11 protein-coding genes are annotated in these 16,754 nt (G+C 50.2%); 9 read left to right on the forward strand and 2 right to left on the reverse strand.

The window, feature by feature from the left end:
* Window positions 1-11 precede the first annotated feature (11 nt).
* On the reverse strand, window positions 12-212 hold the full coding sequence (locus H6F91_RS12930) for a hypothetical protein (RefSeq protein ID WP_190770346.1): 201 nt from the start codon (window positions 210-212) through the stop codon (window positions 12-14).
* A 229-nt stretch (window positions 213-441) separates the two neighbouring features.
* Here H6F91_RS12930 and H6F91_RS12935 point away from each other — a divergent pair, with 229 nt between their 5' ends.
* The 8 genes from H6F91_RS12935 to cheB all read left to right on the forward strand — a co-directional run bounded on the left by H6F91_RS12935 (window position 442) and on the right by cheB (window position 12,761).
* Complete coding sequence (locus tag H6F91_RS12935; protein WP_190770347.1) at window positions 442-1,302, forward strand: pentapeptide repeat-containing protein; 861 nt, start codon at window positions 442-444, stop codon at window positions 1,300-1,302.
* 169 nt (window positions 1,303-1,471) lie between these two features.
* Window positions 1,472-3,007 carry a CheR family methyltransferase gene (locus H6F91_RS12940; protein WP_190770348.1) on the forward strand — a complete coding sequence of 512 codons (1,536 nt, stop codon included), beginning with the start codon at window positions 1,472-1,474 and terminating at the stop codon, window positions 3,005-3,007.
* 879 nt (window positions 3,008-3,886) lie between these two features.
* Entirely contained in the window at window positions 3,887-4,924 is a 1,038-nt protein-coding gene (locus H6F91_RS12945) for a chemotaxis protein CheW (RefSeq protein WP_190770349.1), read from the forward strand.
* Between the two features lie 41 nt (window positions 4,925-4,965).
* A complete protein-coding gene (locus H6F91_RS12950) occupies window positions 4,966-6,423 on the forward strand; it encodes a CHASE3 domain-containing protein (RefSeq protein WP_190770350.1) in 1,458 nt (485 codons plus the stop codon).
* 110 nt (window positions 6,424-6,533) lie between these two features.
* Window positions 6,534-7,991 carry a methyl-accepting chemotaxis protein gene (locus tag H6F91_RS12955; protein ID WP_190770351.1) on the forward strand — a complete coding sequence of 486 codons (1,458 nt, stop codon included), beginning with the start codon at window positions 6,534-6,536 and terminating at the stop codon, window positions 7,989-7,991.
* Between the two features lie 160 nt (window positions 7,992-8,151).
* Window positions 8,152-10,521, forward strand: coding sequence for a response regulator (locus H6F91_RS12960; RefSeq protein ID WP_190770360.1), 2,370 nt, complete (start codon window positions 8,152-8,154; stop codon window positions 10,519-10,521).
* A 95-nt stretch (window positions 10,522-10,616) separates the two neighbouring features.
* Window positions 10,617-11,612 (forward strand): pentapeptide repeat-containing protein, encoded by a 996-nt coding sequence (locus H6F91_RS12965; RefSeq protein ID WP_190770352.1) that lies wholly within the window; start codon window positions 10,617-10,619, stop codon window positions 11,610-11,612.
* 60 nt (window positions 11,613-11,672) lie between these two features.
* Window positions 11,673-12,761 (forward strand): chemotaxis-specific protein-glutamate methyltransferase CheB, encoded by a 1,089-nt coding sequence (gene cheB, locus H6F91_RS12970; protein WP_190770353.1) that lies wholly within the window; start codon window positions 11,673-11,675, stop codon window positions 12,759-12,761.
* A 292-nt stretch (window positions 12,762-13,053) separates the two neighbouring features.
* Here the strand turns inward: cheB and H6F91_RS12975 are convergent, their stop codons facing one another.
* On the reverse strand, window positions 13,054-13,452 hold the full coding sequence (locus tag H6F91_RS12975; RefSeq protein ID WP_190770354.1) for a response regulator: 399 nt from the start codon (window positions 13,450-13,452) through the stop codon (window positions 13,054-13,056).
* A 584-nt stretch (window positions 13,453-14,036) separates the two neighbouring features.
* On the opposite strand from H6F91_RS12975, the gene H6F91_RS12980 reads away from it, so the two are divergent.
* On the forward strand, window positions 14,037-16,463 hold the full coding sequence (locus tag H6F91_RS12980) for an ATP-binding protein (protein WP_190770355.1): 2,427 nt from the start codon (window positions 14,037-14,039) through the stop codon (window positions 16,461-16,463).
* Window positions 16,464-16,754: the final 291 nt, after the last annotated feature.

Below are 16,754 nucleotides of genomic sequence, written 5' to 3' on the forward strand. Positions count from 1 at the left end.
AACTTAGTCAATTAATAGATCATCAAACGTTGACGTGCGCCGCCAGGATTTTGGACTGAGAACCGGTTCGCAAAGGTTCCTACACCGAATTCCATGGATATTGGACAGGGTAGGTAAAACGATACCTGACTGGCAGCTTCATGTTGAGCCAGTTTGCCTACCTCTATGCCTGCTGTGTAGGAGGAGCGATCGCCTAAATCGCAAACAAACATGATCAGTTTCTTTTATCAAGCGCATTTGCCCGGATTTAAAGACAGTTAACCCCTTTTTCTGACTGAGTCCTATCTATCCGGCAATAGCTATAGAAATATTGCGAAAGCCCTGTGATTGTCTTGCTCCAAGCCCACCGGGGCACTCTAGGGTTGTCACCCCTCATACAGTATGTTGCCGTACAGATGGCTGTAGGTTTCATCAGGGGGCTGGGGGGATAGGGGCACTATCATGGCAAACTTGGAGCAACTGGCAATCGTTCAACGCAGTGTACCAGAGTGGAACTTTTGGCGGCGCGATAATCCGCTTGTTCGACCTGACTTGAGGGATATGGATTGGTGTCGGGCCCATCTGCGGGGCGTCAATTTGGCAGGAACAGATTTATGTCAGTCTAGTTTGAGGGAGGCATCGCTTTCCCAGGCGAATCTGAGTCATTCCATTCTGTATCGCGCTGATTTTTGTATGGCAGATCTGTACCAGGCTGATCTGCACGAAGCCGATCTTTACAAATCCAATTTTTATACGGCGACCCTCGTAGAGGCGCAACTGAAAAACGCCATCTTTTATGAAGTTGATTTGCGGGAAGCGGTGCTATACAAGGCCGATTTACGAGAGGCTATCTTTTACAAATCTGACTTGCGGGAAGCAACTCTGGAGGGAGCCAAGCTGGTCGGTACTACCCTGTACCTGGTCAATTTGGCTCACTCAAACCTGGAACGGGCAAATCTTTGTATGGTCAGCGCTGTAGATAACAACCTGGAGCGCGCCAACCTGAAGATGGCCAATCTGGTAGGAGCCAATCTCTACAAATCAAATTTACGTGGAGTCAATTTCAGCCGGGCAGATCTGCGGGAGGCGACGCTGAGCCTGACAGATTTACAGGGAGCCGATTTTCGAGACGCAACCTTGTGCATGGTCAACTTCAGCGGAGCCAACTTGAATGGGGCAAATTTTACAGGGGCCAATGTATCGATGGCTAATTTTTGGAACGTTCAACTCGATGACAAGGCGCTCTTGAAAAAGCTCATTCGAGAGTCTGAATCATCTATGAAATCGTCAGCCCACGGCTCAAATGGGCTGGTAATTCTGTGATGAGAATTGATATAGAACTTTAGTTTTATATCAATTCTCATCTTGAGTTTTCGATGCATAGGGGTGAGCTAAATCCGTAGCAAGTGACTGTTTCAAAATCACTCTGGATGGCAATTCAGCCGGTTAAAAGGGAAAAGAGCAATGCGGCAGGATACGGGAGCGTGTAACGGTGAACCTTTTTAACTACTGGCGGCATAGTGCATCTAGCACCCCAAATGGAACGGATACAGCAATGCAAACGCAGATGATGCGGTTGATCACCACAACACTGGGTCTTCAATTGCGACCCCAGGATGAGGCAACGATCGCGCACAAACTCAATGCGCGATCGCAAACCCTTGGTCTCCCCAGCCTGAGCGCCTATTACACACTATTAACAGCTTCTGATTCTTCCCGCCAGCAGCAGGAATGGCGTTGGTTAATCGAATCCCTGACAACGACTGAGAGCTATTTCTTTCGAGATAAGGGGCAGTTTTCGCTACTGCGCCATCAAGTGCTGCCCGATCTCATAGCCCAGAAGCGCCAGCAAGTTGCTGCTTCGATTACCACACGGCCTTCCCTCCGGGTCTGGAGCGCAGGCTGCTCCAGTGGCGAAGAAGCGTACTCCCTGGCAATCCTATTACGAGAACTGATCCCTGATTTTGCTCGCTGGGATTTGACAATTTTAGGAACAGATATCAATCCGGCCATGCTGGAACAGGCTCGGTCAGGAATTTACAGCAACTGGTCATTCCGCTCCCTAGACCCGTCTATTCAACAGCGATATTTTCATGCCCATCGGGATAGCTGGCGTATTCGTCCTGACATTGCCGCAATGGTGACCTTTCAATCCAGCAATCTCGTACAGGATAGGTATCCCGACCCTATCCGTCTGTTAGATCAGGTAGATTTAATTATCTGCCGCAATGTTTTCATTTATTTTCAGCCGGAAGCGATCGCCCAGGTTCTCCAAAAGTTTTACACGACCTTAGCCCCCCGAGGCTACCTGTTAGCAGGGCATACAGAACTTCAAGGGATAAATTTGGGCAACTTTCAGATTCGTAGTTTTACAGAATCAGTCATTTATCAACGGCCTGGAGAAGTAGCGCTTCAACCCTCCCATACGAGCGGGTTACTTTGTATGGAATATTCGGGTCAGCCACGTCCTTCTTCCCCGACGATGCCTCTGCCCCCAGTCCCATTGGCCTCCACATCCCCTACAGCACCAGCTTCCACATCGCTATCGTCTCTTGAGGTTATCCGGCCTTTGCTATTAGAAAAGGCCTATGCTCAAGCAATCCAGCAGCTTCAGCAAATCGTGCGGAATGAACCCCAAAACGGAGCAGCTTACCATTGGCTAGCACAGGTATACGCCAATTCAGGGCAGCATGAGCTGGCGATCGCGGCCTGCCAACAAGCCATGCAGTGTGATCCTCTGGCAGTCGATCCCTGCTACCTCCTGGCCCAAATCCGTGAAGAGCAAGGAGATGTCGAGGCAGCAAAAATTCTCTATAAACGTATCATTTACGCCGCGCCGGAATTCATTTCCGCTTATTTAGAACTGGGGTCATTATACGCGCGGGAAGGAAATCGTAAGAAAGCCATGAGTATATGGCAGTCGGCGCTAACCCTGGTACAGCGATCGCCCCACCTGGCCACAAGCACCCCATTCCATACCAATCATATGGACTTAGAAACCGACTTGAAGATGAAGCTGGGTCTTTAACAAGGGCTAGATAGCGGTATTCAAGCTGATTACAGCGCTTTGCGCTGTAATCAGCCAGTTTTTTTGTGAGAGCCGCGCTCCGCGCGGCTCTCACAAAAAAACCAGATTTTAAGTGCTTGAAAAGCGCTGTAAGCACAGTGCTGTGTAAAAACGTTAGATTTCCATTTTCTTGAAAAATTTGGAAATCCAAGCTTTTTTATTTCAATGCTGCCGAGCCATACTTGTGCATCGATAGAATTACGGAAACAGCAAAAAAATAAAAGCCTTTATCAACAGTTATGCGCGTAGATTCCACCAATATTAATTACACTTTATCTGACATTTAAGACATACCGCATGTATCACTTTCCGATTTAGTAGGGTATAAGAAAGGCACATGCGCAAAGCCCTATGCCCTTCCCCCATACCTTCCTGAATTGGAAAGGGATATACCATCTTCAGCAAAGAGAGACATTGACGATATTTCAAAACTTAACCATTGATTAGATTCCGTCAAAAGTCCCGCCTACAAGGATTATAGCCCCGCATTTATCTAGCTTCAGCCATATAGAAATCTATTAAGCACAGCCCTAATTTAAAATTTAAAGTTTTCCCTTAAAAAGAGCTCCAGACTTTTTACAAAACTCGATTTACCTTGTATTTTTATATCGACTTTGACCCAAATTGCAAGGTTTGGGAAAAATAGGCTTGGGTTAAGAGAACTCATTTCATTGTTGAACAACACAGATATTGAAGGCTGCCGTTGCAGGCTGTATGTACATTTAATAAAACGATAAACCCATTAATCTCCACACTGTTGAAGCAAATTGTTTCTGCGTGCTTTGAGATAACTGTCTAACCTTCTCCACGTGACGACTCTCCATCTTTGGCAACTGTGCTATGGCTGATACGTCTTACCTCATTTTTGATTCCGGCCAAAACCGCTATGGCCTGGCGGCAACCGCTGTCCAGGAGCTATTTTTTCTCCCCGAAGTGACCCCGCTTCCTAATCTGCCTAGATGTGTTGTTGGGGTCATCGATTTACGAGGAGAAATTCTACCTATTCTTGATCTGGGGCTGTTTTTAGGGCAGGGATCACGCCCCTATACCCTTACCAATAGCGTGATTGTTCTCCGCAACGACCGTCAGGCCTTAGGGTTGGTCGTAGAGCATACCCATGAGGTGGAGGCGATCGCCCCCAGCTACATTACCCCTTGGGCTACAACGGAAGTTGATAGCGATCGCCCCCCGGCATTTTTGGGTATTGCAAAGCGAGCGGGAGAAATCGTCACCATCCTCAACCCGACCGCTTTTACAGCCATCACAATGCAGGCCATCCTGGGTACCAACCTGGAGGAACAATGGCAGGCAGCTGAAGCTACAACAGAACTGCTTTCAGACCCCTGGGCTGAGCTATCTAAAGATGAGCGGCAAGTGTTGCGGCAACGACGGAATGGGCTGGCTCAAGCGCTTCAGTTGGAAGACTCTCAAAGCCTTACAGCATTGGCCGTCATGGGGTTGCAGGGTGAGTACTTTGGGCTGGGACTGGATACGATTCACGAATTTACAGATATTCATGCCATCACACCCATCCCCTGTTGCCCACCCCATGTGTTGGGCAACATTAACTTGCGTGGGGAAATCGTGACTCTGGTAGATATTAGCCCCGTTATTAACCTGACGTCCAAAAACCAGCATCCGTGGCAGAAGGCGATCGTCGTGCGCATGGATGACATTGTGGCAGGCATTGCCGTAGAAGACATTTTCGATGTTGTGCATGTCCACCCCGGCCAAATCAATACGGCTCCTATCGCTACTCAGGGCAACCACAATGACTATCTCCAGGGAGTTGCCCCTTACCAAAACACCTTAATGAGCGTTATCAATCTATCCAAGATTTTGACCTCTGGGGTTTTAGATGTTGACGAAGAAGTTTGATTGCATCATTTAGTTCGCTCCCTGGGAGCAGAAGGATTGGTATGAAACATCAGCAAATGAAATTGGGGCGTGTGGTTCAAGCTGGTTTTGGCAGCATCTTCGTCATCATGCTCGGTATTGGCGTAACCTCAAAATTTAGTTTGAATCGCCTGGTGGAGTCGAATGAATGGGTATCCCACACCCAAACCGTTGAACAAAATTTGGAAGACATTACAACCCTATTGCTCAATGCAGAAACAGGGCAACGGGGGTATATCCTAACACAGCAACTTGACTTTCTAGAACCCTATAACGGGGCCCAAGAGAATTTTGAGGAGAGTTTTCAGGAGCTCCGGGACTTAATTCAGGACAACCCAGAGCAGGTACGTCGCTTGGACGCTGTGTACGACCATGCTCAGCAAAAGATGGAAGAACTAGCTAACACCATCGAACTGACGCAGAGTGGTAAGCGCGACGAAGCTTTGGAGTTGATTCGGGCTCAGACAGGCAAGCAACTCATGGATGAAATCCGTGCACAAGTTGCCGAGATGAAGGAAGTCGAAGAGGAACTTCTAGACCAGCGAGAAGCCACTGCTAACCAAGCTGCCGCCTTTGCCAATGCAGTGTCTCTGGGGGGCACATTAATAGCGATCGCCCTCGGTTCCGGCGTGCTAGCCTTCATTGCCCGGTCTGTCATTCGACCCATTAACGACGTGTCGAATGCGATCGCATCTTCCTCCAATGAGATTGCCTGTACTGTTGAGCAGCAGGAACGAACAGCCAATCAGCAATCAATCTCCGTTAACGAAACCACCAGCACTATGGAAGAGCTGGGGGCGTCCTCACAACAATCTGCACAGCAAGCTGAAACGGCAGCTTCCAGCGCTCAACGGGTACTGGGGTTGACACAGGAAGGTAATCAGGCGGTTGAGCGAACCCTGACTACCATGGCCGCATTGACAGAAAAGGTAGGCAATGTTGCGGATCAGATTGTGCGGTTAAGCGAGCAAACCAATCAAATTGGCAGCATCTCCGCATTAGTTAGCGATCTGGCCAATCAGACCAATATGCTGGCCCTCAATGCAGCCGTTGAAGCGGTGCGAGCCGGAGACCAAGGTAAAGGTTTTGCAGTCGTTGCAGCCGAGATTCGCAAACTTGCCGATCAAAGCCGTCTCTCTGCTGAGAAAATTAACACCCTGGTAGCCGATATTCAAGGGGCGATTAACTCCACGGTTATGGTAACCGACGAAAGTACCAAAACCGCCCAGCAAGGAGCCGACGTCACCCAACAAACCGCTGCCGTGTTCAACAATGTTACGGACTCTGTCAGCAACATCGTCATGAATGTGCAACAGATTTCGCTGAATGCAAGACAACAAGCCGCCGCCGTGCAACAGGTTCTGCTGGCCATGAGTTCCCTGAACGTGGCAGCCCGGGAAACGGCTAGCGGCATCACGCAAACCCGCACCAGCACACACCAATTGAATGACGCAGCCCGACAACTGCAATCAGTCGTGTAGCCATGTTGAGTGATTGGGTTAACACCGAATCACTCAACATGGCGAGATGCTTATATCCATAAATGCATCGTCGTTTTTATCGCTTATTTGACTCGAAGGTAGATCCCATTATGAACCAGACCACACGGTGGAAACTTAGACATTGGATTGTTGTTGGATACAGTATTCCAGTTGTCGCTCTCTGCATTTCTGCTGGAGTTGTGATCCGTAGTGTTAATACACTTAACCATTTGTCAGAAGAGTACAGCACTTCCCGCAATATCGTAGAAGCTATCAATAAAGTTTCATTGGATGTACAAATTTCTTCACGGGCAATCCGTGGTTACCTGCTGGACAAAGATCCAGTTTCACTGGATTCTGTCAATAAAGCAGAAGCTGATCTCAAAGAGGACATAGCCCTGTTAAGCTCTATGCTTCGGGATAGTCAACAGAAAACAAGTTTGGCAGAGTTACAACCGCAATTGGTCCGTCTAGGAGCCACTAGACAAAACCTGGTTAATCTGGTTAATCAAAATAAAGCGAATGAGGCGATCAACGTATGGCGTAATGATAAAGGCCGCGAACAGGTCGATATCGTTACTACACTGATCGACGGTATGCGCGCCCGAGAACAGGAATTAGTTGAAGAGGATAATCACAATCAAACGGAAGCCTTAAATAATCTCAAATCCACACTTCTGTTAGCGACAACCGCTTCCATTCTTGTATCTCTGGGCTTGGGAAGTTGGATCATTAACCGGACATCCAACCAGATGACCGAATCCGCCAGTACAATCGCCGCCTCTACCACCGAAATTGCTGCCACCATTGAGCAGCAAGAACGGACAGCGAATCAACAGGCTGTATCCGTGAGTGAAACCACAACTACTATGGATGAGCTTGGTGCATCCTCTCGGCAATCTGCCCAGCAGGCCGAAGCTGCCGCTGCTGGGGCGAAGCAAGCCCTGGTGCTGGCCAGTGGTGGTACGGTCGCCGTGGACCGAACTATTCATGGAATGAGCGACCTGAAGCGAAAAGTGGAAGCGATCGCCGACCAAATTCTCCGCCTCAGCGAACAAACCAGCCAGATCGGCAGCATTTCCGGCTTAGTCAGCGACCTGGCGAACCAGACCAACATGCTGGCCCTCAACGCCGCTGTCGAAGCCGTGCGAGCCGGTGAACATGGCAAGGGATTTGCTGTAGTCGCCACCGAAATTCGTAAACTAGCCGACCAGAGCCGGAAATCCGCTGAGAAAATTAACACCTTGGTCAGCGATATTCAGACTGCCATTAATTCCACGGTAATGGTCACCGATGAAGGCACCAAGACCGTGGATGAAGGAGTACGCATTGCCCAAGACACAGCCAATTCTTTCTCTGGCGTTGCTGATGCTGTCAATAATGTTGTCCTCAACAGTCAGCAAATTTCCTTAAACATTCAGCAGCAATCGATCGCTATCCAGCAGGTGGTCGATGCAATGAACGCACTTAATGCGGCCGCCCGAGAAAATGTCAACGGCATCGGTCAAATCCGCAGCGGTACTCAGCGCCTCAATGATGCTGCGAAGGGACTGAAAGCGATCGTGTAAAAGCTTATCTGACATTCCCTCTGGCCTGAACGGCCCCTCATAATTTGTGCTGAGTCTCCCCTGCTCCCCCCCTCCCTTAATGCTGTCGCTGCTCACCCGTTCCTGCTAGACTCCATTGCCCTAACTCGCCTCGATCTCGGCTACAAGAAAGGCCACCATGATGATTCAAGATGACGAACTGAGAGCCATTTTCAAAACCGCCAGTGAGGAACACCTCCAGAACCTCGACACGGGGCTACTTTATCTGGAAAGCCATCCTACCGATCCTCAAACCCTGGAATCGCTATTGCGGGATGCCCATTCCCTCAAAGGCGACGCGAACATGCTGGGTGTGAAGGATATAGGAACTCTGGCCCATCAGATCGAGCACTTGCTGAGTGACCTGAAGGAGCATCCCGAGCCTATTTCATCGGAGTTGAGCGATCGCCTCTCCCACGCCCTTCATGCCATCCGTGCCCTGGTGGAAGAAGCCACGACAGGAAAAGAAGCGCATGTCAATACATTCCGGGTGTTGGCCGAGTTGATGGGCAGTGAAGAGGTGGCAGAGGGTAAAGGGCAGGAGCAAGGGAGCAGGGAAGCAGAGGAGCAGGAAGAGGTTGACCACATCGAGAGTTTGGACGCAGAGCCAGCGGGAATAGAAGATAGGTCGCTGGTTGAGATGGAGCAGCCTACGGCCACCGCTGAAGCCATGAGCATTGGGGCGATGAATGGCAAGGCCATGGCTATGCCCAAACCCTCAGAACCGAACCCTGGGGTCCGAGCCGAAACCGCTCCAGGGTATCGGATTGGCACTATTCGCGTAGCAACGGAGAACCTGGATAGTTTGCTGACGCAGGCAGGCGAATTGACAGTCACAAAAATTCGTATTGCCCATCGGTTGGCAGAACTGGAGGCGGTCACGACTCTTTGGGATGAGTGGAATCGGGATCTGTTCAACAACCGCTTTGTATTTGATGAATTACGAAAAGGCAACGGTGCCCTTAACCGTCTAGCAGGCTTTCACAACCGGACAGAAGAGCGGTTAGATCAACTGGGTAATAAACTTCAGGCGCTGCGTAGCTCCCTCTCCGAGGACACCGCCCGTTTGGAACTGATTAGCGATGAGTTAGAAGAGGATATTCGCACGCTGCGACTACTACCGCTGTCTACTCTGTTCAATGTTTTTCCGCGCATGGTGCGGGATCTAGCCCGCCAGGAAGGCAAACAAGTGAACTTTGTTGTGGAAGGCGGCGACACCCGAGCGGATAAACGTATCCTGGAAGAGATGAAAGATCCGCTGATGCACATTTTGCGGAATGCCATCGACCACGGCCTGGAACCTCCTGAGGAACGGCAGCGGTGTGGCAAATCCCCTACGGCAACCCTGCGTCTGCGTGGTTACCAAACCCCCACTATGATTGTGCTGGAAGTCTCGGACGATGGCCGTGGCCTTGATGTGGAGAAAATTAAGCGCACCGCCCTCAAGCGCGGCTTCTGCCACCCCGACGAGCTTGACGCCATGTCCCCCAGCCAGATTCAAGAATTAATTTTTGCGCCGGGCTTTTCCACGGCTCCCCTGGTTACAGAGGTGTCAGGACGCGGTGTGGGGCTGGATGTAGTACGCACCAATGTCGAGAAGCTGAAGGGGGCGATCGCCCTCAATTCCACTCCCCGCAAAGGTTGCACGATCCGTATTCAGCTCGGTCTCACCCTGGCTACTGCCCATGTGCTGATCGTGATGGTCAACGACCGTCCTTACGCCATTCCTGTTGAAGCCGTACAAACCGCCACCCTGGTGGAACCCCAGGAAATCTTTATGCTGGAAGGTCGTCCCACCATCGTGCGGGATGACCAACCCCTTTCCATTGCTCCCCTGGCTCAGTTATTGGAATTACCGGAGCCAAACAACCTGACCCGAAATCGGAACCGATCGCAGCGGCAACCCTGCATCATTCTAAGCATAGGGGGCGATCGCCTCGGTGTCTGTGTTGATGCTCTGATTGACGAACAGGATGTCGTGACTAAGCCCCAAAGCAAACTTCTGAAACGCGTCCGGAATATCTCTGGCGCGACGATCCTGGGAACTGGCGAGGTATGTATGGTGCTGAATCCGGTTGACCTAATGAAGTCAGTGCGACGGCAAGCAGTGGCGATCGCCCCTACGGAAACTCACTTGGAACCCACTCAGAAACAGCGCGTCCTACTTGTAGAAGACTCCATCGCCACTCGCACCCAAGAAAAACGCATTCTCGAATCTGCAGGTTACGAAGTGATCACGGCTGTTGATGGTCTGGATGGCTTCAACAAGCTCCAAAGCCGCCCCTTTGATGCTGTCGTTTCAGACGTTCAAATGCCCAATCTGGATGGCCTTTCCCTCGCTGCCCGCATCCGTCAGCATCGAGAGTACAACGAAATCCCCATTATCCTCGTCACGTCCCTCGCCAGCGACGAAGACAAACGCCGCGGAGCCGAGGCTGGAGCTAACGCCTACATTACGAAAGGCAGCTTCAATCAGAATGTCCTTCTGGAGACGTTACATCGATTGATTTAAGGCAGAAGAAAATCCACCTGTCCACCACCAACACCCTTCTGCCCTCTGCCCTCCACCTTCTACCCTCCCTCCAACCCTACCCACGGATCAACACTATGCACCTCGAAGAACTCATGGCCCGTTACGCTAAAGGGGAACGCGACTTCACAGGCGTAAACCTGGCCGGGGCTAACCTCAATAGCATTAATCTCAGTGGCGCTAACTTAACTGGCGCATTTTTGGGATCGGCTAGCCTTAACCGAGCGAATTTAACAGGGGTAAACCTTAAGGGGGCATTTCTCTATGCCGCTAACCTGAGCTATGCCCGGCTCAATGGGGTAGATCTGCGTGAGGCTGACCTCACCAAAGCGACCCTGACTGGGGCCAGTCTGGTAAGCGCTAATCTGACTCGGGTTAAGTTGAGTGGAGCAATTTTACGGGGGGTAAACTTGCGGCAGGCGAACTTAACCGAGGTTAATCTGTGTGGCGCGAATTTGAATGACATCAACTTGCGATCGGCCGATCTCACGGACGCAAACCTTAACTGGGCTAACCTTTGTGGCGCACGCCTCAGCGGAGCCATCTTTACTCGCACTAAACTGCTGGGGGCCAAACTCTCCCGTGCTTATATGAACGGCATCGACCTCAGCCATGCCGATCTGGACGGGGTGAACCTCAGCGGCTCCAAACTTAGTGGTACAAATCTGAGCCACGCCAATCTCTCAGCTGCCAACCTCAGCAATGCCTATCTGCGTGTCGCCATCCTCAATCAGACTAACCTCCATGCCGCCAACTTGGAGCACGCCTCCCTGGCTAACGCCGATTTAACCCAGGCCGACTTGAGTGGCAGTGAGCTGAGTAGAGCGGACCTTAGCGGAGCTACTCTCACCCATGCTAATCTCAACGCTGCTCGCCTCCAGCATGCCAATCTAAACCATGCCGATCTGCGCGATGCATACCTATGGGCTGCTCGATTGGATCATGCGACCCTCGACGGGACCCAACTCCACGGAGCCCGTCTCCAGGGAGCAACGCTAAGTGGCTCTTCCCTGGACACCGACAGCAACGTTTCTGCGCATTCCCTCCCCACGGCCACATTTTCTGTCGCCTAACGTCCCGCCCCTATTACCCCATTCCCCCTGACCTATGCCCCGTCACCTAGCTGCATCACCATGTCTTCTCCCCCCATCCGTGTTCTTCTGGTCGAAGATTCGCCTGTCGCTTTAACAATCCTGACACGGCTACTTTCGAGTGCCCCTGGGATCACGATCGCCGGCACTGCCCGCAATGGCCAGGAAGCTCTGGATCTAATTCCCCAGGTCAATCCCACCATTGTCTGTACCGACCTTCACATGCCTAAAATGGGTGGCCTGGAACTGACCCAACGGATCATGGCTGAGTGCCCCCGTCCCATCCTGGTCATTAGTGCCTCTGTTCAGGAGAACGACACTGACAACGTTTTTCAAATTCTCCAGGCCGGAGCCCTGGATGTTTTTCCAAAACCCCTCTCCGGCTTACCCGGCGAGTACGACCAAACCGCCAAGGAGTTGATCAATCGTATTCGCATCCTCTCCGGCGTCGCCGTCTTTACGCAACACCGTCGCACCCCACCCCACTCCACTCCACCAACTCCACCAACTCCCCGACTCTCTGCCTCCCTCCTTCCCACTCCAGATATCCGCCTCCCCCAAGTCGTTGCCATTGGCGCATCTACAGGTGGCCCTCAAGCGCTCTACAAAGTTCTGAAACCCTTACCGCCTAACTTTCCAGCACCCATTGTCGTAGTACAACATATCAGCGAGGGATTTTTGCAGGGTCTCGTGGATTGGTTAGATGCTGAGTGTGCATTGAAAATCACGATCGCCCGCCCTAACACCCTCCCCTCTCCCGGCACCGTTTATTTTGCCCCTGATGGTTGTCATCTCAAGCTAAACTCCCAGGGACGATTTGCGGTTCAGATGGGTTCGCCGGTGAGTGGACATTGCCCATCCATTACTGTCATGTTTGAGGCGATCGCAGCTTATTACCGCCGCTCTAGTATTGGAATTCTACTCACCGGCATGGGCCGTGATGGAGCCGAGGGTTTACTGGCAATTTCCCAATCGGGGGGCACCACCATTGCCCAGGATGAACGCACGTGCATTGTGTTTGGCATGCCGAAGGAAGCGATCGCCCTTAATGCCGCTGAACATATCCTTTCCATTGAGCGCATTGGGCCAATGTTGAAGCAGATTTTTGAGCGATCGCCGACATCAAGCTAGTAGGCTGCGGCCTAAGTTCGCGACCTATGTTTTTGTGTGGGGTACTTCGCACGCCACACAAAAACATAGGTGATGAATTTCCGCCGCAGCGTACTAGGAGATTTCTGCATAAGAATCTACCCAGGATGTTGGTGCTTTGCCCGCTTCGCGGGCAAAGCACCAACATCCTGGGGGTAATTTCATTGTTGGAAATCTCCTAGTTCCTAGAGTCTATTTTAAGAACCATTTTTTCGTGCATTTCACGCACGAAAAAATGGTTCTTTTACTAGCTTTAAAACAGGAACTAACAATATTAATTTTGCGTTTTCACCTTTTGGACAAACAGTTGCACCAGTTTCCGCAACTGTTCGGCATCAAAAGGCTTCACCAAATACTCCGTTGCACCTGCTAGCCTACCCTGCACTCGATCAAAGGCAGAGTCTTTTGAGGTGACCATCACCACGGGCAGAGCATGAAATTGGGGCAGACTTCGTACTGTCCGGCAAAACTCTAACCCATCCACATCGGGCATCATGACATCGAGCAACAACACCGAAATCGGCTCCTGGTAAATGATAGACAACGCCGCTACTGCATTGTCTGCCACCAAAACCCGATAGTCAGGTTCCAACGCCCGTTTCACCATCTGGTGAATGACCTTGCTATCATCAACCGTCAGGATAGTGGGGCGATCGCCCACGGGAACAGACATAGTGTTCACTCCAAAGTCTGTAACAAACTAATATGCTGCGACGTAAGTTTGTCTACCATTTGATGAGGGGTGTGCTGAGCGTCCATCTCATCAAATGGTAGACAAACTTACGCCCAATTGAACGAGGGGAGAGCTCATCGTCCATTCAGATCACCCAACTTAAAAGTTTCCCCTTGACATTCTTAGCGTTCCCATATGAATGATCGCCCTACCGTTCCTTCCACGTCTCTCTATAAAACTTGATATTTGCAGAGTAATTTGCTCAGAGACAGCTTTGATTTAGTAGTTAATCAATCCCATAATTAACTTTTGAGAACACAGATTTTAGCCTTTACAAAACTATTAACTTCAAAAAGCTAAACCTCAATCAAATAAGCACTTTCTAAAGAAAGCGACCAAGCAAATACTGGCAAATTTTGAGCTACAAATACATCAATATTCACATCTCCTTAGCATTATCAAAGCTTTAAGAAAAAGCGTAACTTACAGAGATAAAAAATATGGGCTTTGGGAATTCTAAATATGCAACCTGAAAATCCGAATCTCTCATTTCAACCTGGCCCTTGTTTTTTGGAGCGATCGCCATGTCCCTTCACCGGCCAAGCTCACCGTCACTTCCTGTTCGACTCACCGGGGATTCGCTATCCACCATGACCGCATTCCAAACTGGAAAATCCAAACGGCTGCATTACACTCTGGAGGAAACCAAGGAAATACATAACCATCTACCCGATGGATTCATTTCGTTGGATCATGATGGATATGTGGTAGCGATCAATGCGCGTGCAGAACAAATACTCTGCTGCGATCGCCTACAGGTCATAGGTTGCCTTCTGTGGGAAACCATACCAGAGATTGCTCAGCCCCACGGCGAGAATGCTTGTCAGCGGGCCTTAGAACATCAAGCAGAGATTCATTTTGAACAACCCTATGAGCCCTACGGGTTAATCTTAGAGATTGTCGTTAGTCCCCACAAAGGTGGGTTATTTCTCTATCTGCGGGATGTGACGGCACACCGCAAAGCAACAGCTTCCTTACAGGAACACACTCGCCTTTCAACCCTCAACACCATCATCAGTCAAGTACTGGCCGGAAGTGATCCCCTACCTGCGATGCTCAGCCGCTGTATGCAGGCACTGGTCGATGAATTGGAAGGTATCGCTCTAGCCCGAATCTGGACATTCGATCGGGAAAGCAATTTTTTGGATTTGCGGGCGATCGCCGGATCTATTTCCTCTCCTACCGACTTAGCCCCCCGCATACCCCTGGGCATTTCTATTGTTGGGTTGATTGCTCAGAGCCGACAACCCTACCGCACCAATCAACTCAACCGGGAAATGTGTTTTGAGTTGCAGCGGTGGGCCACGAGCGATCACCTGGCTGCATTTGTGGGTTACCCGCTGGTAGTGGACGATCGCCTCGTTGGAGTGATCACACTTCTAAGCAAAGCCCCTATTCGCGAAGGCACTTATGCCGCCTTACAATGGATTTTCAATAGCATGGCGATCGCTATCGACCGCAGCGTTGCCCGAGCCGAACTGCTAAGTCGCCGTGAATCTCTACTGTTTCGCCTTGCCAGCCAAATCCGCAACTCCCTGGATCTAGACACAATCTTGGGAATCGCTGTGCAGGAAATCCGCCAGCTCTTTAACATCGATGGATGCCATTTTCTTTGGTGCCTGATGGGCAACAACACCCAAGCGGAAATTCTACCGACTCTCGCCATCACCCACGAATCGATTCATCCCGAACTTCCCAGCCTTTTAGGGGAACACGCCCCCGAACTGGGCCAATCCCTAGTCGAACGCATTCTGCGCCTAGAGTCCTTACAGTTGGAAGACGCTCGCAATGAGAGCACAGAAGAACCAGGATTACAAACCTGGATCGAAACCTGGGGCATTCAATCTTTCTTGCTAATACCGTTAGAAACCCACTCTGGGCAATTGGGAGCGATCGCCTGTAGCCACTGTCGTGAACCTCGCCACTGGAGCCAGCCTGAGGTGGAATTACTGTATGCAGTGACAAACCAGTTAGCGATCGCCATTGACCAGGCAGAGCTCTACGCCCAAACTCGCGCCGCCGCATTCGCGGCCCAAGCACAGGCCCAGCAACTGAATCAAACGCTTCAGGAATTGCGACAAACCCAGGCCAAAATGATCCAGAATGAGAAAATGTCGAGTTTGGGTCAATTAGTCGCAGGCATTGCCCACGAAATCAACAATCCAGTCGGCTTTGTTAGTGGCAATTTATCCTATGCTGACACTTACTTTAAGGATTTAGTCGGGCTGCTTAATCTCTATCAAAAACACTATCCCGAACCCAATCCTGAAATTCAAACCTATATCAAGAATATTGATTTGGAGTTCCTGCTGGATGACTATGCCAGCCTGCTAAACTCGATGAAAATAGGAACCGAGCGGATCTCCAAAATCGTGCTCTCTCTTCGCAATTTCTCGCGGCTCGATGAAGCGGAGGTAAAGGCTGTTGACCTACACCATGGTATTGATAGCACTCTACTTATTTTGCAAAATCGCCTAAAAGCTCACGCGACTAGTTCTGCTATTGAAGTGGTTAAGAACTATGGTGAGCTTCCTCTCATTGACTGCTACGCCAGTCAGCTCAACCAAGTATTTCTAAATTTGCTCAGTAATGCCATTGATGCCCTACAGGATCGCTCTGAACCGCGCACCATTACGATTACAACAAGCGTGCGATCGGCTTGCTCGATGAATGAATCTGAGACCAAAGCTAGTGATTCCAGAACGGATGAGCCTTGGGTTGTTGTGCGCATCCAAGACAACGGCCATGGCATGGCTGAGGATGTTCGACAGAAAGTTTTTGACCCCTTCTTCACAACAAAACCCGTAGGCCAGGGTACCGGCCTCGGTCTTTCCATTAGTCATCAAATCATTGTTGAGAAACACCACGGCTGGCTGACCTGTGAGTCTCAAGCTGGTCAAGGTACTGAATTTATCATTGAAATTCCTGCTCATCTCCCTCCTAACTTCTAGCGTTCTTTCAAGATTTTTTGGTGGGGCTCCGACCCACCAAAAAATTCTTAAATTTAATTTTAGGAGATTTCCAGTAATGAAATTACCCCCAGAATATTGGTGCTTTGCCCGCTTCGCGGGCAAAGCACCAATATTCTGGTTAAATTCTTATGCAGAAACCTCCTTAAGTACCAAATACCAGCCCTCTAAAGGTCATTTGAGAGCTTCTTAATATTTTCTATCATCCCTGTTATCACTGGCTTTCAGGCTTCTATTCTAAAAGCTGAACGTTTAACACCCACGTTTGAGCCA

It is taken from the genome of Leptolyngbya sp. FACHB-8, assembly GCF_014695575.1.
In the GTDB taxonomy this organism is placed as follows: domain Bacteria; phylum Cyanobacteriota; class Cyanobacteriia; order Elainellales; family Elainellaceae; genus Vacuolonema.